Genomic DNA, 25,570 nt, shown 5'->3' on the forward strand with positions numbered 1-25,570 from the left:
CCCTTGTAGGCGAATGCGCTGGCGGTGGGTGGGCACGGTGACGGGGATCCGGTGTGGGTCGGTGTTCCCGCCGCGCGGTCGAAGAGAGTGCCGGTCATGCCGTCTCGGCTCGCCACCTGGCGTCACGTCCGGATGGTGGTGCTGCTCGGTCTGGTCGGCCTGGAGGCCGGTGGTCACGACTGCTGCTGAGCGTGCAGGTCCGCGGCGATGCGGGCGCCAGCCTCCGGGATGTGCTCGGGCTCGGCCTGGGCGATCGGCTGCTTCTTTCCGTTCCAGTACCAGTACCGGTCGCCGTCGGAGGGACGGGGCCGGCAGGTGATCGTGTCGACCTCTGGCTTGCCGGGCACGGCCACGCTCAGGCTGCCGTCGTTGAGGTCGGTGTCTAGGCGGCGGCCCCGCATGTGGGCGCCGAGCGCCGCTAGGCGCCTCTGCACCTCATGGGCGTCGCGGTCCTGGAGGTTGGACGGCTGCGGGTGGTCCTGCTCTCGGTAGGTCACCGGTCGGCCCGCCCGTGTGGTGAGATGAGGAGTTGCGTGTCCGTCGCGCACCGCAGGAGCACTTCGAGGGTGTCGGGGTCTTGCGCGTCGCAGGTGGAGTGCCCGCCGCGCCATTCGGGGGTGATGCGCCGCTGCGCGTTCCACGGGGCGACCTGGGTGGCGTCGTATTCGAACTGCCAGTCCGGCCAAGCGGCGCGGAGCTGCCGGAGGCGTGCCGCGTGCGGCGGGAGCCCGTTGGGGTCGGCGCTGGCGATGGGCTGTGCGTGGGGACTGCTCGTGCCGATGGTCTTCTCGGCGGCGTCCGCAACCTGGCTGGCCGTGATGGCCGCCTGGTGGAACTGGGCCGCGATCCGCTGCCGCTCGGTCGTGGTCATGGGCACGAGCGAACCGCAGTCCCGCGTGCTGCCGGAAGGCTCGAACCAGGGGCGGGTGCGTGCGCAGGGGGGTGGGGGGCGTGCGGAGGGGGCGTGGGTGGGGGCTGGAAACTCGGATCAGAACAGTGGGCTGTGCCACACTGCAAGTCACCGCCGGACAGCGAACCTGGGGCAGGATCCGATGGCCGGAAAGCCGGAGTCCAATCGCCAACTCGCCGCGCTGATCGACGAGGCGAAGTTCTCCCGGAAGGGCTTAGCCGACCGTGTCGTCCGGCTCGCCCGGCTGCGCGGCGTGCGAGACCGGCACTACAACCACAGCAGTGTGGCCCGATGGCTGCGCGGGGAACAACCCCGCCATCCCGCGCCGGAGATCATCGCCGAGGTCTTCACTATCGAGCTGGGGCGCCGGATCACTGTCGCCGATCTAGGCATGAAGGGGGTTGTGTCCCCGCCCGACCTCGGCCTCGGCCTGGCCATGACACAGGAGGCCAGCGTCCAGACAGCGGCCATGCTGTGGCGGGCGGACGCCGAGCAGCAACGCGCCCTGACCGTGGCCGACTTCGACCCCGGCGCGTTCTCGGTGGCCGCGCTGCGCTGGCTCATCGGCCCATGGGACGCGGCCCCTCCCGTGGCGAGCGGACGCCGCATCGGCGCCACCGACGTCGAAGAGATCCGGCAGGTCACCAGCGCGTTCCGCATCCTGGACAACCGGCTCGGCGGGGGCCACGTCCGCTCACCGGTCATCGAGTACCTGCACACGCATGTCGCCCCGCTGCTACGCGACAGCCGCGCCACCCATGAGGTCCGCCGGGAGCTGTTCGCCGCAGCGGCCGACCTGACGAAGCTGGCCGCGTGGCTGTACCACGATCTGGACCGTCAAGGGGTCGCTCAGCGGTACCTGATACAGGCTCTGGCGATGGCCCGCCACGCCGATGACCACGGGCTTGGCGCTGAGATCCTCGCCGCGATGAGCCAGCAGGCGCACTATGTCGCTCAGCCCGCCCAGGCCGTGGACATGGCGCGTACCGCGCAGGCCGCTGCGCGGCGCGCCGGCCTGCCGGTGCTGATGACCGAATGTCAGGTGATGGAGGCGCACGGGCACGCGGCCCAGGACGGCGGCGCGCGGGCGTGTGCCCAGGCGCTGGCCCGCGCTGAGGCCAGCTACGACCGCGCCACCAGAGCCGAGTTGCCGCCGTGGCTCGACTACTTCGACGAGGCGTACTTCGCGGCCAAGATCGCGCATTGCTTCCGCGACCTGGGCCGCCCCGCCGAGGTCGAGCAGTACGCCCGCAAGTCGCTCGACATGGACCCGACCTACCGGCGTGGCAAGACGTTCAACATCTCGATCCTGGCCATGTCGCTGGCGGCGCAAGGCCAGCTGGAAGAGGCATGCGAACAGGGCAAGACGGCGGTCGACATGGCGGCCGGGCTCACCTCCGAGCGGGTGTACCGCTACCTACGAGATGTGCTGGAGGCTCTGGAGCCGGCGGCAGCTGAACCGGGGGTGGCGGAGTTCATGGATTATGCCGAGGAGCGGTTGCCCGCGCTGCGCGTGCGTGGAGCACGGCCATGACCGTCGCGGCCCCGACGATCTCGCCGCGGTCGATGAGTTGCTGCGCCTCGTCCAGCGGCACCCACCTGACGGCCTCGGCCTCGTCCACGTGCGGCTCCCCGACCAGGTCGGCGCCGTGGGCCAGGTAGAGGTCTTGCGGCGCGTCAGCGGAACCGACCATCGGTTGGAAGCTGAGCAGGAACTCCACGCTGCGCGGCCGCCAGCCGGTCTCCTCTTCGACCTCACGCACGGCGGTGACGGCCGGGTCCTCTCCGGGGTCGGCGTACCCGCCGGGCACCTCCCAGTCCCAGCGGTCGATGATGAACCGGTGCCGCCAGATGAGCAGGATGTTCTCGCCGGCCTCATCCAAGACGGCGGTCATGACGCAACGGGGCAGACGTATGACGTACTGGTCGAAGTGGACGCCGTTGGGGAGTTCGACGCTCGCCACCGACAAGCGGATGTGACGGGTCTCGTCGACCACCCGCTCGCCGTGGATGGTCCACTTCGTTCGCTCGGTCGGATTCTGCGACACGGCCCGACGGTACCGCCTGTGCCCTTCGGCGCGAGCCGCGGCGGCCTGGTCAGCGACGAATCTGGCGTCTGGCCGCTAGCCTGCACTGCCATGTATCCCGTTTCGCACCGGTGACGGCGTGGGCCTGCGGGAGTTCGCGGCCGATGACGTTGACGCGGTCTTGGCGGTGTACGGCGCCCCGGTGGTCGTCGAGCACCTGTCGTTCGAGTCGCGCACCCGAGGGCAGGTGGCCGCGACCCTGGCGAGCGTGATCGAAGCGGCGAAGGAGGAGCCGCGGCGCGGGTACTCCCTCGCTGTATTGGCCGCCGACTAGGTGATCGGGTTCGCCCGGCTGGCCGTCGACGTCCAGTACCCGGGGCAGTCCAGCGGCGTTTCCGGCCTTGCGCCTTTCCTTCGGCATGGCCTCTGGGGAAGGCACGGGCCGATCCGCTTATGGGCCCCGATGGATGCCCCTGTTTGTGTGTGCTGATTACTCCGGGGGATGGGGTGTGACCGGTGAGGCAGCCACATCGCGGGCGGAGACGATTCCGAGCCGTCTGGCCAGGTGCGCCTCGGCTTGGGCGGCGCCGCCCGCCAGATCGACCATGGGCACCGCAGCGGCCAAGATGACGTCGGCGAGTTCGTCCAGGACGTCGTTTCTGTTCTTGTGGATGCCCTTGCGCGGGTTGCCGCCGGTCATTCCGCTGTAAGCCTCGGCGACCTCCCCCACCTCTTCGGCGACCTTCAACACCAGGGTCTGGGTCGGCACCTCGGCCAGATAGCCGGCCCGGATGCGGGCGGTGTCCTCCCAGAAACCGTCGCACGGCTCGGCCGGTCCAGCAGCAGGTTCAGTCGTCATCACGGTATTGAGGCTAAGAGTTGGAGGGCCAACCGTCTCGGCATTCTCGAACATCCGATCGAGTTTTCGGTCGGCGGCTGTCGGATCGAGGCGCGAGCGGCGTGCGCAGCCAAACGCGGGTTGCCTGTGCTCTGCGGGCTCGGTCCCATGCACCGTCCACGGGGTGCCCGGCGGCCAAACACTTCCAGGAGGAGAAGCCCCCACCCGGGTCCTCGGTAATCGCGAGCGCGTCGGCGGGCGGAGTGGCGTCGTCGGCCATGGGGGCCAGCGCCTCAAGAACGCGGCCGAGTTCACCGGCAACCCAGGGCTGAACCGGGTGGCGTCCGTTGATGGCGCCAGCGCCAGCGCACACGCTCCATGATCGTGGGTTAAGAGCAGCCACGGCGCCGGGGTGTGGTAGGGCAGGAGTTCCATGACGCCGTGCGTGCGGCGGTACAGCGCGGCTGCGTATCCGTCACGTCCGTCCCGGTGGGCGGTGGTGTTGGAGGGCTTTGAGGAGTTGGTGGGTGTGGTCGTCGGGCTCAGTGTCGAGGTCGGCGAGGCGGGTGGACAGGAGCTGGTAGGTGCGTTGGGCTGCGTCGGTGTGGCCGAGCTGGGCGTGGAGTTGCATGAGGTCGCGGTAGAGGGGCTCGGCGTACGGGTCGAGGGTGATGGCGTGTTCCAGAGCAGCGAGGGCTAGGTCCGGCTTCTCGTGCTGAAGAAGGCGGGCTTGGCGGGTAAGAGCGTCGGTGACAGTGCAGCGAAGGTGGTCGCGGTAGGTCTCAGCCCAGTCGTAGGTGAGGTCGGTGGCGAAGTCGGCGGTGTAGAGGTCGATGACGGGGGCGAAAGCAGTGATGCGGTCGGAATCGGTGGTGGCGTGGCGTGCATGGTCGAGGGTCTTGGTCAGGCGCCACAGGTCGGTGTCGATGAGGTCGGTGTCCAGGCGGTAGCTGCCCGCGGTGTGGATGACGTACATGGGTTCGCGGAGCCCCGTGGCGGTGCGCAGGAGCTTGCGGATGTTGGCGATGGCGGTGTTGAACTGGTTAGCGGCGGCCTCGGGGTCGTGATCGGGCCACAAAGCGCCGATTGCCCGGTCGCGGGCGACTCCATCAGGATGCAGTGCCAGGTAGGCGAGCAGGTCGCGGGCGCTGCGGCGGACGCCGGTGCTGATGGCACCGTTCGCGGTGTGAAGGCGGACCGGGCCGAGCAACTGCAGGGAGACGGGGCATGATCGTTTTTGACCGCCGGACTGCGGACGCGGGAGGGGCCGGGGGCTGGTGCCCGGACTGCTGTGGGGGGCGCTGACCTCGCCGGTCGGGGTACTGGGTTGTGGGGTTGATGGGGAAGCACCTGTTGCGGTGCAGAGGGTGTGGAGCATGGCGTTGGCGTCGTCGGCGGTCAGGTGGAACAGAGCCGCTCCGGTGAGGTTGTCGGCGTGAGGGCCGTCGGCTTGGACGACGGTGACGTCGTCCGAGAGGTGCACGGTGGTTCCTGCCGGGCAGCGACCGAGGACCAACGCGCCGATTCCGTAGCGGCGACCGAGCTGGGTGATGGCGTGAACGGTGGTTGCCGTTGTTTCGGGGATGGTGGCGACCAGCAGGAGGTTGGGGAGGGGCTCGGCCGGGTCGGTGACACGTATGGCGGCCAGGTCGGTTTCATTGGCGGCTTCCAGAAGCCGGGCGCGGCGAAGAACTTCGACCTCGAGTTGGGTGATGGCGGCCTCCGACGTCGTGGTGATGGTGAGCCCTGGGACGTCAGCGAGAGCGGTATCGGGGTAGAGGATCTCGGCGTCGGACCGGGGGATGAGGACTTCCGCGCGGTCGCGGTGAGCCTTGGCGAGGAGGTCGGTGGTGGCCGCGCGAGCGACGCTCCGTGCGTTGCTGCCAGTCAGCCCCAGGTTCAACCCGGGCAGCGGGAGGGCGACTGTTGTGCGGTCGCGGGTGCCCAGGGTGATGTGGTCGGCTGGCGCATCGGTGCGGTCTTGGATGACCAGGTCGGCGTCGGACGGTATCGGGGCGTCGTGGTCGGTGTAGGCACGATCCAAGTGGGCTTTCCGGGCCTTGGCGACCGGTTCCGGAGGGGCCAATGGACCAGCGGGAACGTCCGCGGTGTCGGAGAGACGGCGCCTGCGGCGGCGGTGCAAACGAGTGGCGGCGACGGCGATGCTGAGCGCGGCGGCGAGGCCGAAGCCGATGTAGGAGCCGGACGGCAGGGTGATGGCTGACGATGGGCGATCCTCCTCCACGCTCCGCAGCGTGGGTTGAGGCGGTGCGGCGGGTGAGCTTTCTGCAGGTGGTGCGACGACCGGGCTTGGAACCCGCGACGGCCTGTCCGCCGTGGCACCGGATCCGGTGTGTGGAGCGCGCGGCATATGGCTGCCTTCTTGAGGCTGCTGGGACTTGGAGAGACCGCCGGTATCCGCGGAGCCGGGTTTACGGGCTGATGGAGGAGAATCCGTCTTCTTCCGGACTCGGGGAATCTTGACGCGCTGGCCGGGGTGGATGTTGTCGGGGTCGGTGAGTGCCGGTATTCCGTCGGGCTGGTCGACGGCGCGGCTGGCCTTGAAAATCTCGAGATAACGGTCGCCCGAACCGTAGGCCCGGCGGGCAAGGTCCCACAGGGTGTCGCCGCGATGGATGATCCGGGTCCGCCATGGCTGCTGGTCGGGCTTCGGTGTCTGGGGTGCGGCGTCGCTGAGCAGGGGTTCCCACTCCCCGCCTTGGGCGGCGGAGGCGCTGGGCTCGTGCGCTGAAGGTGTGTCTGTGCTGGGGTGAGCGGTGGCCGATGCCGGTACGGACAGGGCCGCGGTAGTGCCGAAGACGAGGGTGGCGGTCGCTACCAGGTCCCGAGCCAGTAGTTGCAGGGGGCGGACGGGACGCGGCAGGGAAGGAGTCGTACGTCCGCCCAGGTAACAGACGGTTTCGGTGCAGGTGGCGGTGGCGAACAGCGTCCAAGCCGTCCAACCGAGCAGCCGGACCGCGGACAGGAAAAGTCGGTTGTCGGTGTCGGGGCGCAGCAGTGTGGCGGTGATCTGCTCCCACGTAGGAACGTGCGCGGGGATGGGAGAGCCGGCCACGGCGTAAAGCCCGGTCGGGACTCCTACCAGCAGGACGGCGAAGACCGCTAGGGCGCCGAGTCCTCGCAGGATCTCGATCGCGCGGGTGCGTCGGGCGTAGGTCATGGCTGGGTGGGTCCTCGCACTCCGGTGGTCAGATTCGCGGTCGCGGTCCCGTCGGCGCGCAGGTGGCTGATGCCGATGACGGGGAGGAACAGCGCGGGCCTGGTGATGGTGACGTGGACGCGGATGGCGCGTGCTCCGGATGCGGTCACCGTGCCCGTGTAGCCGCTCGCCCGCAGGTAGTCGCGCGCGGCGGCGATCGCGGCATGGCGGTCAACGGTGAACTCACCGTCGGAGTAGGCGCGGTTGAGATCGACGCGTCCGGCGCCGGCGCGGGCGGCCTCTTGAGCGACGGTGTTGGCGACCTGACGGGCTTCGAGTTTCTGCTCGAAATCGACGACGGCGCCGAAGAACACCACCACGACGAGGGTGAGGATGACGGCGAAGATGCTCACACTGCCGGCATCGCCGAGTCGCTGTCGGTGCCACCTAATCCATGGGGCCAAGGCGGTCATCGGGTCTTTCCCCGGTAGGGATCGAGAGGGGACCGGTGAGTCTTGGTCACGGTGCGTGAGCCGGGCATGCCCGGCAGCGCTACGTCGGCGAGCCGGATGACGCAGGTGACCCGCGCCGATACCGTCCCGGCCTGGCCCACCGGGCGGCGGAAGCCGGATAGATCGAGCTGGACGGTCGGACGGCAATGCAGTCCCCGGCCGCTGAGCGTCGCCATGGCACTGGCTGTTGCGTCCGCGCGGGCTCGGGTGGCGGTGCGTGCGATGGAGGCCTGGCGGGCCGCGTCGGCGGTGGCCTGGGCGACGACGGCGCTGCCGTGCTGCACGCGCATCACCAGCAGCAGCCCGGCCAGGAACGTGATGAACAACGGGGCGAGGATCGCCACCTCTACGGCTGCGTTCCCCGCGTCCTCGGTGCGCAGCGGCGTCCTGCGCGAAAAGCGGTTGGTCATGGCTGCTGGGTGGTGAAGCGTTCCCTTGCGCCGCGTGCCGTGCGGCTGATGGCGATGTCGATGCCTGGCAGGAAGGAAGGGGCGCTTCCGGACACTTGGACGGTGATGGTCGTGTCTCCGGACACGGTCACGTCCGGTGAACGCAGGACGGGTTCGGCGCGGGCGAAGGAGATGGCGGCGGAGCGGCCGTCGGCGGCGGTGCCATGCCGGGCGCGGGCCGCGCGTAGTCCTTCTTCGGCGGATGCCAGCGCCACGTCACGGGCGACCGAGACCATGACCGCCTGCAGCAGCCCCAGGAACAGCACACCGACGGCGGGGAAGACGATCGCGGCCGTGACGGTCGCCGACCCTGTGTCCCCTCCAAGCTCCTTGATCGGGTTGCGCCGGGTCATGGGCCGCTGGAGCCGGGGATCTTGCTGATCCAACCGTTCACCTTTCCGGCGACGGCAAGGTAGACGGTGAAGGCCAGGCCGGCGAATCCAGCCACGATGATGATGGTCTCCACCACGCCCGATCCCCGGTCGCGCCGGACGTCAAGGTCTGCGCAGCGGTTGAGAAAGGCGATCGTCATGCGTGTTGCAGCGGTATAGAGCGTGTTCATGGTCCCCCGAGTCGGTGATGCGATGTCGGCGTTAACCGGATGCCAGGAGCTTGGAGAAGAACGGGAAGCCGATCAGGATCACGAAGCCGAGCATCAGCAGAGAGGTCGGCACCCACATGGCGGTAGTGCGGGCATTGGCTTCGGCGCGTGCGGCAGCGGACGCCTCGTGCCGCATCGAGGTGATCTTGGCGATCAGCACGTCGTGCATCTTGGCGCCCTCGCCACCGGCGATCTCCGCGGTGTGGGCAAGGTCGGTCAGATCCCGGACATCGATGTCGGCGCCGAGCTGGGCGAGTGCGCGCCACGGTTGTTGCTGGCCGTGCCGGGCGCGGGTCAGCATCTGGTCGATGCGCTGAAACGGCCACCCGTCGGCGATCTTCGCGGGGTTCTCCAGGGCGGCGTTGAGCGCGGCGCCGGCTTGGCGTTCCAGGACGACCAGTTGCAGGTAGGAGGTGAAGGCGTAGCGGAAGTCCCGGCGCCGCTGTCGGGCCAGGGAACGCACGTTCCAGTCCGGGACCAGCGACAGCACCGCCGCCAGGACAAGGCCCATCACGAGCGGAAAGGCCCACGGCAAGCCACCGCCCGCCGCGTTGACGAGGCCGGTCAGCACGGACGGGGCTGCGAGGCCGGTGAGGAACAAGGCCAGCTTGTCGACCATGAAGCGTTCGCCTGAACGGTCCAGCAGCGCCAGGTCGGCACGAGGCACAGCGAGCATCCCAGCTGGACGCGCGACGCGTTCGACGAGCCACCGTCCGACCCGGTCAGCGGCCGTCGAGCCGCCAGCGCGCACCGAGGCGGGCTGAAACGGCACGGGTTGGACGCGGGCCAGAGCGGCATCCAGACGTGGCGGCGCGGGCCGGAACTCTCGGACGAGCACGATGACTCCGGCGGCGGCCAGGCATCCGGCGAACACGGCAAGGACGGTCACCGGCTCACCTCTTGTTTGGGTGCGGGGCGGGTGATAACCCTTACTGCTTTGGGTTCCTCGTGACGGGTTCCGTCGAGATGACCTCGTGGTCCAGGTGGGAGCGGGTTAGTCCGATCTCGTTGATACTGCGACAGTCGGTCGGGATTTCTGACAAAGTGCCGGTGTTCGTGTGGTTCTGCTGTTCTCGATGAACTAGGGAGTGCCGGGTGCTGGCTGAGGTGCGTTCGCTGGGCAGCCCACGCCGGCTGTGTACTCCGCGGGAGATCGAGGACTTCGAGCAGGAGTTGGTGGATCAGTACGCCTTGGCGGCCGTGGGGGCGGGGATCGCCGACTCGACGATCGCTGCGGAGCGGTCGGTGCTGTTCGATTTCGCCGGTTTCCTGGGGCGGCCGGTGTGGGAGGCGGCTCCAGCCGATGCAGACCGATTCCTCGCCGCCCAGCGTCAACGAGGATTGGCCAAGTCGACGCTGGCGGGTAAGGCGTGCGTGCTGGCCGGGTTCTTCGAGTTCATCATCTCCCGTTACCAGGGTGATGTGCATGCGCTGACCGGTCATGTGCTCATCCAGCCGATTGATGAGTTCAATCGGCCGTCCGGTGTGATCAGTAGCGGCTCGAGCAGGGTGCCGCCGCGCGAGCAGGAGGTGGAGGCATTGTTCACCGGCTGGCGTGAGACGCTCCCGGAGGCGAGGAAGTTCCTTCCCGCGGCACGTGACTATCTGGCGGCCTCGTTGTGGCGGCGCATCGGTTTGCGGATCAACGAGACCGTGATGCTCGACATACGCGATTGGCATCCGGAATTGGGTGAGCACGGAAAACTCCATGTCCGGTTCGGTAAGGGCGCCCGGGGCCGTGGCCCCAAGGTCCGGATGGCTCCGGCGATCAACTCCGTCGACGCGCTGTTGACCTGGTGGTTGACGGAGGTGAGGCACCAGTTCGGTGATGACTGGGCCGACCCGGACGCCCCTCTGCTGCCCAGCGAGCGCCGGGACACGCTGACCGGGCGGTGCACCCGGATCGGCAGCGAGGCATTGCGCGCGGGCCTGAGCGGCGCGGTTGAGCGCTGGCTTCCTGCCTGGTCGGGACGGCTCACCCCGCACGGGCTCCGCCATTTCTGCGCGTCCTCGATGTATGAACGCGGCGTCGACCTCAAAGCCATCCAAGAACTGCTCGGACATGAATGGCTGTCGACCACGACACGTTACATCCACGTCCACGACACCCATATCGAGAACGCCTGGGCGAACGCAAACCACCGGGTCGCGTCGCGATTCAACGCCGACGGGAAGTGACATTGTGCGCTGGAACTTCAGGATGAAGGCCGCCGAGGCCGGGATCTGGAAATCGACCGAAATGCGGCGGCGGCTGGCCGAGGCGGGGTTGGAGATCAGTGCCGGGAAGATGTCCGCGCTGTGGACCGGGACGCCGACCACCGTGCGGCTGGACGACCTGGACGTGATCTGCTCGGTCCTGGAGTGCACCCCCAGCGACCTGCTGATCTGCGAGCCCGAGGCGGTGGCCGCCCGCAGACCGGCCAGCACCGCGGCGGCCACCCCCGCGCCGTCGATCCAGCCCAAGCCGGGTCGGCACCGGTCGGTACCACCGGCGTGACGGCGCCGCGGATGTGCCGCCAGTGCGGCCTGCGGCCGCAGGCCTACCACGACCGCGGCCTGTGCTACGACTGCAAACCCGGGACCAACGGCCGGCCGCTGCCCTGCAAGCGGTGCGGCTCGACCGGCGACTACTGGTCGCAAGGGCTGTGCCGCCGCTGCCACCAGTACGCGCCCCAACTCCCCGGCTCCTGCCGCGACTGCCTGGCCTGGCCCGTGCTGCGCATCCGCGGGTGGAGGTGCGAGGCGTGCACCGGATGGCGGACCTGGAACCCCGGCACCGGGGTGTGCATCAGCTGCACCCGCGAACTGCACCTCAACAAGCACCGGGCGTGCCGGTTGTGCTGGCTGCAGGCCAAACGCGCCCGCCCCGACCAGGGACCCGTCGACGTCATCGCCGGCAACCGGCACGGCCAGCAGCTCATGCTCGCCGGCCTGTCCTCCTCCAAGATCGGATACCGCCCGCACCCCCGGCGGCCGTCCCCCAAACCCCGTCCCAGACCGGACCCGCCCCACCCGCCTGCGATACCGGGGCAACTCGACCTGCTGGCACCCGACCCGCTCGCCGACGCCGCCCGCCGCTACGGCGCCGGCGATCCACCCGGCCTCCTGCTGGCCGAACGACTCGACCAGCTCACCCTCGACCATGCCCGGCAGCACAGTTGGAGCCCGGTACAGACCCGGCGCGCCCGAATCGGCATGCGCGTGCTGCTGGCCATCGCCCAGGCCACCGAACCACCCATCCGCGCCGGCGACGTCGCGCGCCTGAGCACACTGGGGCTGTCGCCGACCCCGGTGCGCGCCGTGCTGGCCCAGGCCGGCCTGCTCACCGAGGACCGCATCCCGATCCTGGAAGCCTGGTTCACCCAGCACATCGCCGGCTTGCCCGACCCCATGGCCGACGAACTGCACCTGTGGTTCCAGGTGATGCACCGCGGCAGCACCACCCCGCCGCGGCGACGGCCACGAGCACCGGTCACGATCAAACTGCTGCTGCTGTGGGCCCTGCCGACCCTCAAGGGCTGGGCCGAGGCCGGCCACCGATCGCTGCGGGAGATCTCCCGCGACCAGGTCATCGCCGCGCTGCCCACCGGCGGCACACCCCGCGTCAAAGTCGCCCGGGGCCTGCGCTCGATCTTCAGCACGCTCAAAGCCCGCCGGATCATCTTCACCAACCCCACCGCCCGGGTCCGCATCGGCAGCTTCGAACGCCGCACCCCGCTGCCCGCCGACACCCGACGGCTCGCCGCCGCGCTGAACTCCACCGATCCCGCCACCGCCGCGCTGGCCGCCCTGCTGATCTTCCACGGCCTGCGCCCGGCCGAACTGCGCGACCTGCACCTCACCGACATCCACGACCGGCGCTGCCACCTCACCGACCGCACCGTGCTGCTCGCCGACCCGGTCACCACCCGGCTCGCCGCCTACCTCGACCACCGCCACCACCAGTGGCCGGGCAGCCTCAACCCACACTTCTTCGTGCACCGCCAGACCGCCTCGACCACCGGCCCGGTCAACCGCTGCTGGGTCAACAAACACCTCGGCATGCCCGCCGAAGCCGTCCGACAAGACCGCATCATCGACGAGATCCTCGCCACCGGCGGCGACCTGCGCCGCATCTGCGACCTGTTCGGCGTCACCATCGCCACCGCCCAGCACTACACCACCGTGCTCAACCACCCCAGCCTGACCACCGACGAGCCCGCCGGTTCCCCAACCCAAGGACTCATCTGAGCCCATCAGCCCCCACCCATCCTCGGGTTCGAGCCGATCGACCCTTCAGCTTTCGCGAACCCACCGTCTTTGTGCAGGAAACGGGTGCCGGTGGACAGCACGGCCAGGCGCCGCATCCACCACAGCCCTGCCGCGTAGATCCCGGCGACAACGGCCAGCACACTTTGACCGAGAGCGGTGTCGTAGGGGCCTGCAAGTGTGTCCGACGATGCGAAGAGCACACTGAGCACGCCGACGGACGACACGATCACGATCAGCGTGGTGCGCAACCCCGCCCGCTCGGCCTCTACGTCCCGACGGACGATCACCTCGTGCTCGACCGCGTCGGCCAGCAGGCTCAACGCCTCGCGGGTGCCGGGCCCACGGCGCCGTGCGGCCAGGAGAAGGGAGCAGGCGATCAGGTCGCCGATCGGGTCGTCCAACTCGTCGGCGAACGCCCGCAGTGCGTGCTCGGTGCTGGCGTGGCTGTTCAGCCGCCCGGACAAGATTTCGACCGGTCCGAGGATCGGCGCGGGCGCGATGCGGGCGCTGTCGGCCAGGGCCTGTTCCAGGCCGCGGCTGGCACCGATCATCTCGGCGAGCCGCCGCGACCACTGAGCCAGCGCCTCCAGCTGTGCGATCCGCCGCTGTGATGCTTGTCCGGACAGCATCGGCGGCAGCGCGTACACGCCGGCTCCGGCTGCCAGCGCCGCGACCGGCCATTCCGACAGGAGCAGGACCGCCAGGCCGGACACGGCACCGGCAAGCAGCCGATTACGGCGACCGGGCCATGCCGGAGACCGCAAAATGGTCTGAATCCGGGACGGCGGACGCCCCTCCGATGTCCCAGGAACGACACCGGCAACACCGACGGCGATGAGCAGCAAGGCCCCGGCGGTGCACACGCCGGCGAAGGCGGCCAGCCAGCCCATCACGGCCAGCCCCCATCGAGGACCGCGGGATCGAAGCCGTGCTCGATGAGCTCCTCCAGCAGGGCTGGGCTGATGTGTCCGCCGCCCGGTGCGGCGCGTCCGTCAGGACCTGGACCGAAGATGAAGTTGCGGGTCGGCTCCGCTGAGTCCGCAGGCGGGCCGACCTCCATCACCTGCGACACGTACCGGGCGTTGGTGGCCTGGTCGCGCCGCAGATACACGACGAGCGGCTCGGCCAGCCCGAACATCATGTGCACGTCGTCGGCTCCGAGGCCGAGGTCGGCGCGGCGGCCGAGCTGTACGACGCGGCTGAAGACGTGCTCGGGACGATGGACGTGCAGCGTGCACATCGAGCCGCGCGCCCCGGAGTACATCACCTCCAGCATCGGTGCGAGTTCGCCGTGACGGGCCTCGCCGACGATGACACGGTCGGGGTTGAGACGCAGGCACGCCGGAACCAGGTCCTGCAGCCGGACCTCGCCGGCGCCTTCGGAGTTAGCCTGACGTGCTTCGAGCGCGACCACGTCCGGGTGGCGGTGTGCCAGGCGGGGATCGTCCAGGAACAACTCGTAGTCGCTTTCCAGGGTGATGATCCGCTCTTCGGGCGAGATCTCTCCGGCCAGGGCGCGCACGAGCGTGGTCTTGCCGGTGTTGACCTCCCCGCACACGATGATGTTGCGGTGCGCGGAGACCGCCGCTCGCAGGAATGCCTCCAGCGGCGCAGTGAGGGTGCCCAGTTCGGTGAGCTGCCGCAGGCCGATGTCGACGAGTCGATGGACCCGGATCGCCAGATGCGGATGCCGCGATACCCAGCCCACCACCGCAAGCCGGACTCCGTCGGCCAGCGCGACGTCCAGCAAGGGAGACGCGTGGGAGAACTCCCGGCCGCTGTTACCGCGCCGCGCCAGCAACTGGACCCACTCGATCAGATCGTCGTCGGTCTCGGCGACTGGCGGACCGGGCTCCTTGGTGCCGTTGGTGTAGCTGATCCATGTCTGGTGGCAGCCGTTGACGACGATGTTCTCCACGTCGGAGCGTTCCAGGAACGGCTGAAGAGCCCCCAGCCCGAACCGGCGGTCGAACACCAGCTGCGCAACCCGTTGCTGCTCCAACGCCGAGCTCACGCGACCGGACGCCATCTGCTCGTGCGCCCATGCCTGCACCTGCGCTTGAATCAGCTGCCGCGCCCGCACCCGGTCCACTCCGTCGGCCAAAGCGTCGACCAGCTGTGCAGATATCTCACGCACTGCCGCCCAGATGTTCGTCTCACTGGCGGATGTGAGAGTGTTCGATGCCGCCTGTGGGCGGGGAGCAGAGCCGAAGAGCCCCGGCGTCGTGTTGGCCCATCCGGATACGGTCATCGGCGAACCCCCGAAGCCGCCAGCGGCGCTGACCGTCTTGCTCCATCAAGGGAAGTGGACGTGGTTCCCGGCCCGGCGACGGTCGCCCGGAGGCGGTTCCCGAGCACGCCCAGCGACCGAACCAGCAGCGAGGTCCTGAAGGTCAGCCGGGGACGCGCACCGTCCGACAGGACACGGGCGTCCGTCGGCGAACACGGCAACTCGGCAAGAACCGGGAAACCCAGCACCCGCTCGACGTCTGCAGCGCCGTAAGCCCCATCGGCGATCAAGCACAGTCTGATGGCCGCCTGCTCGCCCACCAACTCGTTGAGCGCATCCAACCGAGCCGCGGCGGCATCGACTTGCGTCACAGTGGGCTTGAGGACCATCACCACCGCATCGGCCGCCTTCAGCAACTCGATCGGAGTATCGCTGCCACCGACCCGGCCCAGGTCGGCGATCACGTCACCGTCCCTGGCCAGCAGCGCTTCAGTCAGCCGCGGCCAGACCGGCCTCAGCCGCACCCCATGACGGGGATCGCGGACACCATGCAGCAACCCCGCATGCCCGTCGTCTGGGATCGGCACCACGTACTCCTCCAGCGCGACCGGGCGCTGAGGATCGGCCTCGGCGGCCATCGCGAGCCCGAGCAGCCCCGGTCCGGCAGACGCACGCATCCGGTCGGCCATGAACCCTGGCAGCACCCGGCGCCCCATCGGGTCGCACTCGGCCAGCAGAACTCGGCCCGGCCACGCCAACGCCAGCCCGAGCGCGGTCGTCGACACCCCCGGGGACCCGCCCGGAGAGATCAGGCAGTGCAGCGCCATCGCCTCAGCCCCGCCTTTCGGTCACCACGAGCACGACCAGCCCGGCCGCCGCCTGTCGCGCCACTCGGCTGCTGTCGGCATCGGCCACCAGCAGCGCCACCGTCATCGCCCCCTCTGCGTCTGGGCCCTCCACCTGATCGACCACGCCTGAGACGTCCCTAGCCGCGACGGGCTGTTGTTGACCCGTCCTCGGACCGCCACCGGCGCCTTGCTCCTGACCGCTGGGCGTGAACACCACGCGGACGCGCCAGCCTGGAGCCAGCCCCGGCGGCATCGCGCTGGCCTTCAGCGGAACCGGCACCAGCGTCTGCCCAGGGGGCGGACTCTGCTGCGTCGCGAGCTGCGACGCCGCCAGCAGCGTCCCCTTCCGCAGGCCCACGGCGGCACGCCGCCCGACCACCTCACCCAGCTGACGTTCAGGAATTACCGGCACTGTGGAGCCGGTAGCGACGCGAACGACGTCCAAGTCCGCCTGAACGATCTTGTGCCCTACCGCAACATCACGCGCGAGCCGAACCACTGCGACCCGCTGACCCGATGACTGGAACAGGTACACGTTCGCCAAGACCGCGAACGCCAGCAGCATTACGCCGGCCACCACCCATCGGGGCCGACGCTGCCGCGCCAGCCTTTTGGCCGGCGCGGGGTTCGGGCCGCCGGTCAGCTTCGGAACCGTCGGCTTGGGCAGCGTGCCACTACCGGTCTTCATGCCACTCCCTCATCCGTAGAGACCCTGTGCCTCGGCCACCCGCAGCCGGAAACTCGTCGACCGTGTCAGCGGCGGCAATGCTCCACCCGACCCGTCCGAACCCCGCCAGGTGCCTCCCCACAGCACGCTCACCCGCACCCGGTAGGCCCCACCCGGCTGATGCGCCGATGAACGCTGAAACGTGTACGAGCAATCGGTGCGCTGCATAGATGCCGGACGAGATTTGTCATATGCGGTTCCAGGACCTGTGCACCGAACGGGGCTTCCATTGCCCGGGTCGATCGTCATGCTCTGCGGCCTCGCCGAGACCTCAACCCACACATCGCGTGCGGTGGCCCGGCTGGTGATCGTGCGCCAGTTCGTAACCCAGAACCACTCCGGCAAGCCCACCAAGCCAGCCGATCGCCGCGGCGGCGCGGTGCGCACCCTGGGCGCAGGAATCGGCATCTGCGCCCAGTTCGTCATAGCCAGTTGTGCGGGTGAAACCTTGGGCGGCTTACTGCCCTCGGGTTCGGGTGCGCAAACGACCTGCACGTATTCGCTGAGCTCCTGGCAATCCCGTGGCCCAGTCGCGTCGGATTCGCTGGACTGATGCTTGGTCGAGTGTGACTTCGGTCGGCGGCTCGGCCCGCTTCTTCCGGGGGAATTAGCGCCGTACTTGTACCCGTGGATGTTGGCCACCGGCGGCAGTGGATCCGCTGGGGGCGACAATGAGCTCACCATATTTGCTGAAAGCGGGCCTGCAATGATAATGGATATCGCAGTGGCGTACATTTCTCAGCAGCCTTCGCCGAGCGAGATTATCTTGACGACGCGCCATTGCCCATCGCTGCCTTTGGATAGGTGCGCCTTGACTCCTTCCTCCTTGAGGCCCCGATTCACCTTCTTGTGTGTGCGGGAATTCTGAAGACCGGCATTGCTGGCGTCCAAGCAGTCATGCAGGATTGCCTTGTTTCCGTCGACGTGGACGCTCTGCACGTGTGGAATTGAGTTTCCGTAGGAAGTGAGGTTCTCTGCCTTCAACTCCTCAACGCGATTGAGTACCCGTGACAGTTGGGGGTCGGACATGAATCTCGACAACTCTTGCTTCCGGGTGCCTTCAGGGAGGGAGTCGGCGGTATCCAGTTGCGCAACAACGTTTGTATAAGCAGTTGTTGCAGCGTCATCGTCAGCGGGTGGGGATGTTGGGGGCATGGTCTGGGCGGAAGGCAGCGTGGCCGTGCGGCCCTCGGCATCACAGCCTGTCAGCAGGAGCGCAATGCCAATGGTGCCGGGAAGGCAGAGCTGAGCGGCCACCCGTCGGCGGATTGCGATCAAGTATCTGCCTCCATGCGTTTGATCGTTCTCGGTGCTGCTGCGGCAGAGCTGCCGCAGCAGCTCCGAGAATGCAATGACGAGCGATGGTAGATGCGCACGGTGGCGTTCGCATCCGTGTCTCGCCGTGAAGAGAGTAAATCTCCGGATGCCTGTGGCCAAAGGTGAATGCATTCGTACCGTAATGCGGCGGTATGCTCACATTGTGAACCTTGGGATGCCACGCCCGGATGCCGGAATTGGAGGCATCCTGCTCATCACATCCCGGGCGGAACAGCGGAGTCGGCGGAAATCCGGCCGTCCTGAACGGCTGCGACCAGCAGGGTCTCGGCCGCGTGCCGCTGCTTGTACAGGCGTTTGGCTGGCACTCCCTGAACCTGGGCGTACTCCTGAACGGAGGTGCCGTCCAGCCGCGTGGCGATGATCAGTTCGGCGTTGGCAGGGCTGATGACCCCTTGGCGTGCGGCGTCCAGGAGCAACATCACCGGGTCCGAGTTGGCCGCAGCCGCACGGTGGGCCAGTTCACGCGGGTCACACGGGACGTGGCGGGTCTCCCTGCCTCGGGCGCGCAGGGCGCCCTTGCGAGCCCAGAACATCAGGCGCGCGGCGATGTGCGGACGCGAGGTGTCGATACGCGCCACCTGAGCGACGAACTCGGTCAGCAGCTCCGAGACGATGTCGTCAGCGAGATGGCTCGGGCTGGAACGGATGATGCGCGCTGCGATGCTCTTGAGACCGGGCATGGCCATTCCGACGCAGCCGACCACCCATGAGGGCTCTCCGGTCCGTGCCCGGCGGATGAGTTCGCACCACACCTGGTCCTTCAGATCGCTGGATGCGGAGCGCTCCAGCAGCAGGTCGCGCAGTGTGTTCAGGTCGATCGGCTGCTGGGGCAGGCCCTGCCCGATCACTCGGCCGTCCACCGTGAGCGGGCCCGGGCCCCTCGTCAGTAGCCGGAAGGAGTCCTCGGCAACGGTCAGCGCGTTGCGCGACCGGAACGCAACCGTGCTGGCCGGACGCTGGTCATTGGCGCGGCGGTGGCTCATGTCGTCATCCCCCGAAAGGTCGTGATGGATCGATGACCCCAGGTGTCCACCACGGCATGTGCAGATCATGAACACTTCATAGGCAGGACGCCCTGCACACGAAGTGTTCATGATGTGTTAGAAACGGCCCTGACCTGCGATGACACCCTCACCGCGATGTTCTTTCGTATGAACAGGCAAAGTCGGCCGAGTGTTTAAAACAGCCGCTGCCTGGCTGTTCATCCGCCGCCAGATTCCTTCGGTAAAGATCTCGGGAGGGGCTGGCAGCCCCCTCGGTCACTCGCTCGCCCGGATCCTTCTCATGCCGGTATGGGAACCTTTTGAGGATTTCCATCTGGTCGCGATCTGCTCCGCGCCACTGCCACGATGAGCCGGCGCGAGTTGGCTCAGCCGACCGCGCTCCACGGGACCTAACGTTCCGCAGCGCTGACTGTGTGCGCTTCATGAAGACACGGCAACGCATGTCACTGAAGTGCTCACGGAGTGCTCATAATCGCTGTGACCTGCGGTGTTGTCGTCGAACGGATGGTGTGCCTACGGCCGAGGTCGCACTCGACGAGGACCTGGCTGCCGCCGGATCGCCCGGCGCCGAGCGGTTGACGGGGCATGAAGACTTGCGGGACAACCATGGTGAGAGACAGGAACCGACAGGTTGGCGAGCGGCGGCTTGAGGACGGCTGATGGCGAGCAGCGGGGACAAGGGACGCGGCGAGGCGACCGAGGTGAGTGACGACCCCAACGGCGGGCGTGGGGACTCGTTCGCCTCCCTGTTGGCTGGGTGCCGGTTCTCGGCTGTGCATTTGGAGCAGAGGGACGTCTACACTCCGGCCGTCCCGGACTACTTGAGGTGGCTGGGCGGTGACCATTTCGACCCGGTCGAGCGGTGGCAAGGATGGATCGACCTCCTCGCACCCGTGGTGGCCCGTGGGGTGTCGATCCGCCGGTTGCGTATCGTGTCCGAGCCGGTCACCGATTACATCCGCTACGAGTACGGCGTGACGCCGATGAACGTGGCGGCGGGTGAGTCGGTGCGCTGGCTGCCGCGTCGGCGGGCATCGGATCTGGCGCTGCCGGGTAACGACTACTGGGTGTTCGACGACCGGGTCGTGCAGTTCAACCACTTCGCCGGGGACGGATCGTCGCTGGGCCCTGAGAATCGCACCGAGCCGTCCGTGGTGTCGCTGTGCTTGTCGGCATTCGAAGCAGGATGGAAGCGGTCGATCCCACACGCGGACTTCGAGCCGACCTGATAGTCGGGACCATCGAGGTTCAGCCCTGCTCGGCAGATGTCGGTCTCGGAGGGCTGTTCCACCTGGCGGCCGTGTCGTCGTTTCGCAAGGTGGCGAGCCGGTGAGCGACTTCTCGCCGAGCCCAATCGGTGCTCGGAGCTTTGCGAATGTAGGGACTCAGTCCGCTGAGTTCACGGACGTGCACGAGCACGTCGAAGCCCGGACAGGTACGAACGTCCCGTCCGTAGGCGGCTGTGAAGGCATCAAGATCTTGCTCAGTATGGCGGTTGAACCGGCGACGCATGTAGTGCGGCTGGATCAAGTCCCATTCCCGAGGGCCATGGGCGACGTGGTCCCAGTCGCCGAGCACGACCTCCCCATCGCGGACCCGGATGAGGTTATTGGTGTGGGCATCTCCGTGGATCAGCCCAGAGGGGAGCGTGCCGGCCAGTTGCGTCCAGGCGGTGCGGATCTCATTGATTCGGGTGAGCAGCCATGACCGGTCTCGGTTGCTCATGGCATTGGGGTGGCGTTGGGCTGCCTCGGCGACACTGCCCAACGGGTCGGTCATCGGTTGCAGCTTGAACGGCGGGACCGGCTGGTCGTGGAGCGCCCGGAGTATTCGGCCGAGGTCTGCGCCGGTTCCCGGGTGCCCGGCACAGACCTCGAGCAGCCGCCAGATCGACAACACGTGTGCGTCGATGCGGAAGGGATCTGCATCGGCAGGCTCGGTGCAGGGGAATCTGCGGCTGGCCAGCCATCGCGTTATTGCGACGGACTGAGTGACCCTGTCGAACGCCTTGGGGTTACCGGCGATGCGGACGACGAGTCGTGCTGCCGGCAGCGCGATGACGGTGTTGCTGTGCTGCCCCACCAGCCGAGCATCGCCCGTCGGAATCGCGCACCGCTCGCTGACCGTGTCAAGCAGGAGCCGGATCTCGTCGGGAAGGGCTGCCATGAAGGGTCACCTGCGGCTCACCGGGCGCAACGCGCCAACACCGGACGCGCGGCCTCGTATAGCTCGGTGACGGCGGGTTGGTCCTGGTGAGGGCGGAGGGCATCGAGCACTTCGGTGACCCGTAGACAGACACGGCGTGAGGAGATCTCAGCGGCGAGTGTGAGTAGCTCATGGCCGCAGGCACAGGCCTGCTCGATGTTCAGGTTCTGCGCGTGTGCGATCGAAAGGACGCCGAGGGTGAAGGCGCGGGGCCGTGGTTCGGTTCGGGTGGCCAGGCTCTGCTCGGCGGAGCGGATGGCGTGCCGTCCCATGCCGAGGTTGACATAGCAGCGGGCCTCCTCATGGCGCAGATGCCCGACTCCGTAGGCGTTGATCCAACTGGGTTCGGTCGTCGTTCCGGTTCGCTCGTAGGCGTCCCACACATCGCCGAGGATGCGCTGGGTGCGTGCACGGTTACCGGTCAGCGACCATGCGAGCGCGGCCTTGGTCGTCAGGAAGGCCCGCCCGAGCGGAGGGACCGCGCGCGCTATGCCGACGGCGCCTTCGGTGTAAGCCAACGCCTGGTCCACGTATCCCGCTTTCTGAGCGGGACGTCGGGCGAGTGTGGCTTGGTGCATTTCATGCTCCCCGCGCCGTGACAACACCCACGCCGTCAGGGAAGGGTCGCCCGACTCGTTGGCCATGCTCGCGGCCCGGCCCAGCAGGGTGAGAGAGGTATCCGGCCGGTCGGTGTCCAGATTCATCGCCGAGACGCGCAGGGTGAACTCGGTGGAGACCGCGAAGAGCCGCCGGCGGAGGGGATCGGATGCGTGTCCACGGAGCCGCGGCTCGATGACGTCGGTGAGGTACTCGGTGGCCTGCCGGCGGATGCGGGTGCCGCCGAACTGCCGATCGGAGGCCATCAGCGCTGCGAGCATGCCGCGGATCGCCTCGACGTCTCCCTCATTGGGATTGGGTGCGGGCGGCGGTTGAGGCCCGTCCTCGAACAGTTCGTCGTCACTCATGCCGAAGGCCCGGGTGTACAGGATGCGGTAGCGCTCGGTGACCCGCACGACCTCGCCCTTCTCCCACCGCTCGATGTAGCGGCGCAGGCTCCGAACGCTCGGCATCTTGTGGGGATAGTCGGCTGCGTCGCGCAGCTCCTGGGCCATGCGGGGGGTGTCCCATCCCCTCGTCCGCCGTTCGCGGCGCAGCCGAGCCCGGACCTGTGGGGTCGTCTCATAGGGCATGAGCGTGCACCTCCCTGTCTGTCGGTTGCCGGGCGAACGCTGAAGATGTCGCAAGCTGTCGAACATTGTCGTCTAGAGCTGTGGCGCCCACCACAGATTCACTAACAGTGACCAGATCGCCACGTCCTACAGAGAGCCGGTCATCGTGCACCGATTCCCAGAGGATCAGACGCAGCAAGCCGTCGCGCGCCTGCCCGCTGACCTCCTGTGCCAGACGATCGCCCAACCAGGGCCCGGGTCGCGCACTGCTCTGGGCGTCGTGTCGGCGTCGGCGTTGAGCAGATGATGGTGCGGCTGGTGACCGTCCTGACAACAAGCATGATCAAGGTTGCCCATCCGGGTCCTTGGCCAGGTCCTTCCGAGTTCTAGTTGCGGCGAGGACGGCAACAGGGAGAAGGCGCTGCCACGGTGTTGTTGACGAGATGAATGAACAAGACGGCTCTCCCTCGACTCCGGAAGACACATCTTTTGATCTGCCGGTTGTGCCCGCCATCCAGGCTTCTCCAGAACGGATAAGGCGGGCGTCGCTGCTGGCCTTGCAAGAGCGATTCCCATACCTGTGCGCTTGGTACGGGCAGTCCACGCGGCATTGGTGGGCGCTGCTCGGCGGCCAGCTCGTTGAGCAGGAGACCGCAGATGCCCTTGCAAGGCAGGTTGCTCGATGGAGAGCTGGCGACCCGCTCTGAACCGTCGGTGCGGATCCCTGTTTTTACCAGACCTATACACAGCTTGCTTGACGCCATGAACAGAGGCAAGCGCTGATTGTATTCCATCCGCCCGCTTCAACGGCCGTCTAAACGGCAGGGGCGGCCAAACGACAAGGGGAATGGAAAGTGGAAAAGAAAAGCTGGGGCATGTGCTCTCCGGGCGACTGGCTGCGGGGTTCGGGGCCGATGCAGTGGCGTCGGGTCTACCCGGGCCGAGTGGATCAGGTGCGTGCCGCTCGGGTGTTCGCCGCGACGCTGTTCGAGGGGACCGGCCGTGAGGAGGACGTGGCGCTGGTGGTGGCCGAGTTGTCCACGAACGCGGTCCGGCACTCGCGGTCGGGCAACGACCGGGGCTGGTTCGGCCTAGAGGTCACGCTGTCGGAGATCGCCTACATCGCGGTGACCGACCTGGGCGGGGGCTGCGTGCCCACGATCCGGTCGGAGACGCCGGGGTGCGAGCCGCGGGTGGGCGGCTACGGCCTGCTCACGGTGTCCAAGTTGGCCCTGACGATGGGAGTGCACGGCAGTCCCGGGGACGGCTTCACCGTGTGGGCCGACATGGACCTGCGCCGCCCCGCCCAGAACGGCCCGGGGCAGCAGGTGACGCTGGCGTCGTAGGGAGGGTCCAGCCTGCTGATACCAGGCTGGCCCCTCAAGGGACAGCGTAGAAGAACGCCGCTCGCGTCGGGAGGCCCCGTCCGCAGCCCGCATCAGCCGGTCTACGGACGGGGCCGAGGCGTCTGTGCCGGTTTGTGCGCCGAGGACCGCTGCGTAGACGGTGCGGCGTGCTGTCGTCTCTCCGCAGGGCTCCGGCGTAGTGGAAGTGACGGCCTGATTGTCCGGTTCGGTCGGCCGGGTTGGGGGCGCGGAGATGCGTGCAGGCACGGCCTCCGCGATCATGAAGTTGTCTACGCCTCGTGATCACAAGAGAAGACCGTGCCTGCCTGTTCATCATCGCTGATCTTTGCTGTTCTTGGCGACCTTGCCGGGTTGCCGGCCGCTGACCGTGAGGTGCTGGCGGGGAGAGTTCCGCAGCTCATGGCCCATTTGGCGTGGGTTCCAGACCCTCGGGATCCGCGCGGGGTGCGGCACTCGCTGTGCTCACTGCTGACCGTGGCCGTCGCGGCGGCGCTGACCGGTGCGACCTCGTTCGCGGCGATCGGCGAGTGGGTCGCCGACGCTCCGGACCAGGTGCTGTCGGCTCTGGGCGTCCGCTACGACCCGTTGGCCCGCGTGCACCAGGTGCCGGACGAGGCGACCATCCGGGACGTGCTGGAACGCCTGGACGCGACCGCGTTCACCGCGGCGACCGGCGCGTGGCTGACCAGCCTGACCCAGGTACAGGCCGACACCGGGCATACCGCGCAGGGGCCCTCGCCGCACAAGCCGCGCCGCCGGTCGATCCAGGTGGACGGCAAGGCACTGCGCGGCACTCGCCACCACACCGCCTCGGGCCGGGCCCGGCACCTGCTCGCCGCCTGCACCGGCCGGCACGCCACCGTGGTGGCCCAGGTCGAGATCGACGGCAAGACCAGCGAACTGGCGGCGTTCGAACCGCTGCTGCGGCCCCTGGAATTGACCGGCACCGTCGTCACCGCCGACGCCCTGCACACCCAGCGCGACCACGCCCGCTTCCTGGTCACCGAGAAGAGCGCCCACTTCATCCTCGTGGTGAAGAAGAACCAGCCGTCGCTGTATCACCAGCTCAAGCGGCTGCCATGGCGCCAGGTCCCGATCGGGCACACCGAGGATCATCACGGGCACGGCCGCACCGAACGCCGGTCGATCAAGGTCACGGCCGTCGGGCAGGGCCTGCTGTTCCCGCACGCCGCCCAGGCGATCCAGATCACCCGCAGAACCCGGCCCCGCCGGGGCGGACGCTGGACCGCTGTGACCGTCTACGCGATCACCAGCCTGCACCCCAACCAGGCCACCCCCGGCGAACTCGCCACCTGGATCCGGCAGCACTGGCAGATCGAAGCCCTGCACCACATCCGCGACGTCACCTACCGCGAAGACGCCTCACAAGTACGCACCGGCAGCGGACCCGCCGCCATGGCCGCCCTGCGCAACCTGGCCATATCAATCCTGAAACTCTGCGGCTGGACCAACATCGCCCAAGCCAACCGCAGACACCTCCAAAACGCCCACCGCTGCCTCACCACCCTCGGCCTCACAACCGGACACCACGACCCATAACGCGAGAACGCCGGAGCCGTGGTCTCTCCGGTCTTGTTTTCAGGGTTCTTATCGGTCTTCTTTTCGGGGTTCTGTCTATGAACAGAAGGTGCTGCTTACGGCGTCTGGGCAGGTCGCAGCGGGTGGTGCATATTCTGTTGGTGGCCCCGACTCGTCACCAGGACGACCCCTGGTAATAGCTTGCGATGTTGGCCTGGTTTTCCTCTGGCCTCTAACTATTTCCTCTGGTCGGTTCGCTGTCCCCCCTCGTCGATACGCCAGCTGTATGCCGGCCCGCCAGTGCCGGTTCGGCGCTAGACCCTTTGCGCCCGAGGTCGCCGTCGCCCGATGAGTCGAAAATGTGGGAAGAGGCGCGAAACGCCTCGCGCGAGGTG

At 68.1% G+C, this 25,570-nt stretch carries 27 protein-coding genes; 9 read left to right on the forward strand and 18 right to left on the reverse strand.

The annotated features are described in order from the left end of the window. Positions 1–173: 173 nt before the first annotated feature. Complete coding sequence (locus ABTW95_RS17190; RefSeq protein ID WP_500226756.1) at positions 174–497, reverse strand: hypothetical protein; 324 nt, start codon at positions 495–497, stop codon at positions 174–176. Continuing rightward, positions 494–871: a hypothetical protein gene (locus ABTW95_RS17195; RefSeq protein WP_500226757.1), complete on the reverse strand. Its 378-nt coding sequence runs from the start codon at positions 869–871 to the stop codon at positions 494–496. Before ABTW95_RS17195 ends, ABTW95_RS17190 begins: the two co-directional genes overlap by 4 nt. 181 nt (positions 872–1,052) lie before the next feature. On the opposite strand from ABTW95_RS17195, the gene ABTW95_RS17200 reads away from it, so the two are divergent. Next, positions 1,053–2,444, forward strand: a complete 1,392-nt coding sequence (locus ABTW95_RS17200) for an NsdA family TPR-like regulatory protein (protein ID WP_500226758.1) — start codon at positions 1,053–1,055, stop codon at positions 2,442–2,444. Here ABTW95_RS17200 and ABTW95_RS17205 read toward each other — a convergent pair. Next, the gene (locus ABTW95_RS17205) at positions 2,386–2,958 is read right to left on the reverse strand and encodes an NUDIX hydrolase (RefSeq protein ID WP_131945164.1); all 573 of its coding nucleotides are present in this window, start codon (positions 2,956–2,958) and stop codon (positions 2,386–2,388) included. The genes ABTW95_RS17200 and ABTW95_RS17205 overlap by 59 nt on opposite strands. Positions 2,959–3,076: 118 nt before the next feature. Here ABTW95_RS17205 and ABTW95_RS17210 point away from each other — a divergent pair, with 118 nt between their 5' ends. Beyond that, positions 3,077–3,271, forward strand: coding sequence for a hypothetical protein (locus ABTW95_RS17210; RefSeq protein WP_500226759.1), 195 nt, complete (start codon positions 3,077–3,079; stop codon positions 3,269–3,271). 156 nt (positions 3,272–3,427) lie between these two features. On the opposite strand, the gene ABTW95_RS17215 is transcribed toward ABTW95_RS17210, so the two are convergent. The 7 genes from ABTW95_RS17215 to ABTW95_RS17245 form a co-directional block, all read right to left on the reverse strand. Further along, complete coding sequence (locus tag ABTW95_RS17215) at positions 3,428–3,850, reverse strand: MazG-like family protein (RefSeq protein WP_500226760.1); 423 nt, start codon at positions 3,848–3,850, stop codon at positions 3,428–3,430. A gap of 400 nt (positions 3,851–4,250) precedes the next feature. Next, complete coding sequence (locus ABTW95_RS17220) at positions 4,251–6,956, reverse strand: AfsR/SARP family transcriptional regulator (RefSeq protein WP_500226761.1); 2,706 nt, start codon at positions 6,954–6,956, stop codon at positions 4,251–4,253. Continuing rightward, positions 6,953–7,348, reverse strand: a complete 396-nt coding sequence (locus tag ABTW95_RS17225) for a pilus assembly protein TadG-related protein (RefSeq protein WP_500226762.1) — start codon at positions 7,346–7,348, stop codon at positions 6,953–6,955. The genes ABTW95_RS17220 and ABTW95_RS17225 overlap by 4 nt, the downstream gene beginning before the upstream one ends. 56 nt (positions 7,349–7,404) lie before the next feature. Further along, complete coding sequence (locus ABTW95_RS17230; RefSeq protein WP_500226763.1) at positions 7,405–7,857, reverse strand: TadE family protein; 453 nt, start codon at positions 7,855–7,857, stop codon at positions 7,405–7,407. Beyond that, positions 7,854–8,249 (reverse strand): pilus assembly protein, encoded by a 396-nt coding sequence (locus ABTW95_RS17235; RefSeq protein WP_500226764.1) that lies wholly within the window; start codon positions 8,247–8,249, stop codon positions 7,854–7,856. Before ABTW95_RS17235 ends, ABTW95_RS17230 begins: the two co-directional genes overlap by 4 nt. Beyond that, entirely contained in the window at positions 8,246–8,458 is a 213-nt protein-coding gene (locus ABTW95_RS17240; RefSeq protein ID WP_131943191.1) for a hypothetical protein, read from the reverse strand. The genes ABTW95_RS17235 and ABTW95_RS17240 overlap by 4 nt, the downstream gene beginning before the upstream one ends. 31 nt (positions 8,459–8,489) lie before the next feature. Beyond that, the gene (locus tag ABTW95_RS17245; protein ID WP_500226765.1) at positions 8,490–9,386 is read right to left on the reverse strand and encodes a type II secretion system F family protein; all 897 of its coding nucleotides are present in this window, start codon (positions 9,384–9,386) and stop codon (positions 8,490–8,492) included. Positions 9,387–9,592: 206 nt separating this feature from the next. Between ABTW95_RS17245 and ABTW95_RS17250 the strand changes: the two genes are divergently transcribed. Genes ABTW95_RS17250 through ABTW95_RS17260 form a run of 3 tightly spaced genes read left to right on the forward strand, consistent with a single transcriptional unit; the run spans position 9,593 to position 12,727 of the window. Continuing rightward, a complete protein-coding gene (locus ABTW95_RS17250; protein WP_500226766.1) occupies positions 9,593–10,675 on the forward strand; it encodes a tyrosine-type recombinase/integrase in 1,083 nt (360 codons plus the stop codon). A 22-nt stretch (positions 10,676–10,697) separates the two neighbouring features. Next, positions 10,698–10,994 carry a helix-turn-helix domain-containing protein gene (locus ABTW95_RS17255; protein WP_240808274.1) on the forward strand — a complete coding sequence of 99 codons (297 nt, stop codon included), beginning with the start codon at positions 10,698–10,700 and terminating at the stop codon, positions 10,992–10,994. After that, on the forward strand, positions 10,991–12,727 hold the full coding sequence (locus tag ABTW95_RS17260; protein WP_500226767.1) for a site-specific integrase: 1,737 nt from the start codon (positions 10,991–10,993) through the stop codon (positions 12,725–12,727). The genes ABTW95_RS17255 and ABTW95_RS17260 overlap by 4 nt, the downstream gene beginning before the upstream one ends. Positions 12,728–12,732: 5 nt before the next feature. Here ABTW95_RS17260 and ABTW95_RS17265 read toward each other — a convergent pair whose 3' ends face one another. The 4 genes from ABTW95_RS17265 to ABTW95_RS17280 are packed head-to-tail and all read right to left on the reverse strand — an operon-like array spanning position 12,733 to position 16,514. Next, positions 12,733–13,641: a type II secretion system F family protein gene (locus ABTW95_RS17265; protein ID WP_500226768.1), complete on the reverse strand. Its 909-nt coding sequence runs from the start codon at positions 13,639–13,641 to the stop codon at positions 12,733–12,735. Further along, positions 13,638–14,999 carry a TadA family conjugal transfer-associated ATPase gene (locus ABTW95_RS17270; protein ID WP_500226769.1) on the reverse strand — a complete coding sequence of 454 codons (1,362 nt, stop codon included), beginning with the start codon at positions 14,997–14,999 and terminating at the stop codon, positions 13,638–13,640. Before ABTW95_RS17270 ends, ABTW95_RS17265 begins: the two co-directional genes overlap by 4 nt. Continuing rightward, positions 14,996–15,805: a hypothetical protein gene (locus ABTW95_RS17275; RefSeq protein ID WP_500226770.1), complete on the reverse strand. Its 810-nt coding sequence runs from the start codon at positions 15,803–15,805 to the stop codon at positions 14,996–14,998. The genes ABTW95_RS17270 and ABTW95_RS17275 overlap by 4 nt, the downstream gene beginning before the upstream one ends. A 4-nt stretch (positions 15,806–15,809) precedes the next feature. Next, complete coding sequence (locus ABTW95_RS17280) at positions 15,810–16,514, reverse strand: SAF domain-containing protein (protein ID WP_500226771.1); 705 nt, start codon at positions 16,512–16,514, stop codon at positions 15,810–15,812. A gap of 268 nt (positions 16,515–16,782) precedes the next feature. Here ABTW95_RS17280 and ABTW95_RS17285 point away from each other — a divergent pair, with 268 nt between their 5' ends. After that, a complete protein-coding gene (locus ABTW95_RS17285; RefSeq protein WP_500226772.1) occupies positions 16,783–17,106 on the forward strand; it encodes a hypothetical protein in 324 nt (107 codons plus the stop codon). Positions 17,107–17,291: 185 nt separating this feature from the next. Here ABTW95_RS17285 and ABTW95_RS17290 read toward each other — a convergent pair whose 3' ends face one another. After that, on the reverse strand, positions 17,292–17,831 hold the full coding sequence (locus ABTW95_RS17290) for a hypothetical protein (RefSeq protein WP_131943185.1): 540 nt from the start codon (positions 17,829–17,831) through the stop codon (positions 17,292–17,294). A 254-nt stretch (positions 17,832–18,085) separates the two neighbouring features. Beyond that, positions 18,086–18,874 (reverse strand): hypothetical protein, encoded by a 789-nt coding sequence (locus ABTW95_RS17295; protein ID WP_500226773.1) that lies wholly within the window; start codon positions 18,872–18,874, stop codon positions 18,086–18,088. A gap of 680 nt (positions 18,875–19,554) precedes the next feature. Between ABTW95_RS17295 and ABTW95_RS17300 the strand changes: the two genes are divergently transcribed. Further along, entirely contained in the window at positions 19,555–20,124 is a 570-nt protein-coding gene (locus tag ABTW95_RS17300; protein WP_500226774.1) for a DUF6879 family protein, read from the forward strand. Between the two features lie 19 nt (positions 20,125–20,143). Here the strand turns inward: ABTW95_RS17300 and ABTW95_RS17305 are convergent, their stop codons facing one another. Beyond that, on the reverse strand, positions 20,144–21,061 hold the full coding sequence (locus ABTW95_RS17305; protein WP_500226775.1) for a phosphotransferase family protein: 918 nt from the start codon (positions 21,059–21,061) through the stop codon (positions 20,144–20,146). A gap of 17 nt (positions 21,062–21,078) precedes the next feature. Beyond that, positions 21,079–22,212: an NsdA family TPR-like regulatory protein gene (locus ABTW95_RS17310; RefSeq protein WP_500226776.1), complete on the reverse strand. Its 1,134-nt coding sequence runs from the start codon at positions 22,210–22,212 to the stop codon at positions 21,079–21,081. Positions 22,213–23,213: 1,001 nt separating this feature from the next. On the opposite strand from ABTW95_RS17310, the gene ABTW95_RS17315 reads away from it, so the two are divergent. Both ABTW95_RS17315 and ABTW95_RS17320 read left to right on the forward strand, forming a co-directional pair. Continuing rightward, positions 23,214–23,615, forward strand: a complete 402-nt coding sequence (locus tag ABTW95_RS17315; protein WP_131943180.1) for an ATP-binding protein — start codon at positions 23,214–23,216, stop codon at positions 23,613–23,615. Positions 23,616–24,035: 420 nt separating this feature from the next. Next, positions 24,036–25,196 (forward strand): ISAs1 family transposase, encoded by a 1,161-nt coding sequence (locus tag ABTW95_RS17320; RefSeq protein WP_500226777.1) that lies wholly within the window; start codon positions 24,036–24,038, stop codon positions 25,194–25,196. Positions 25,197–25,570 lie beyond the last annotated feature (374 nt).

This window comes from Spirillospora sp. NPDC127506 (assembly GCF_040302145.1).
GTDB lineage: Bacteria > Actinomycetota > Actinomycetes > Streptosporangiales > Streptosporangiaceae > Spirillospora.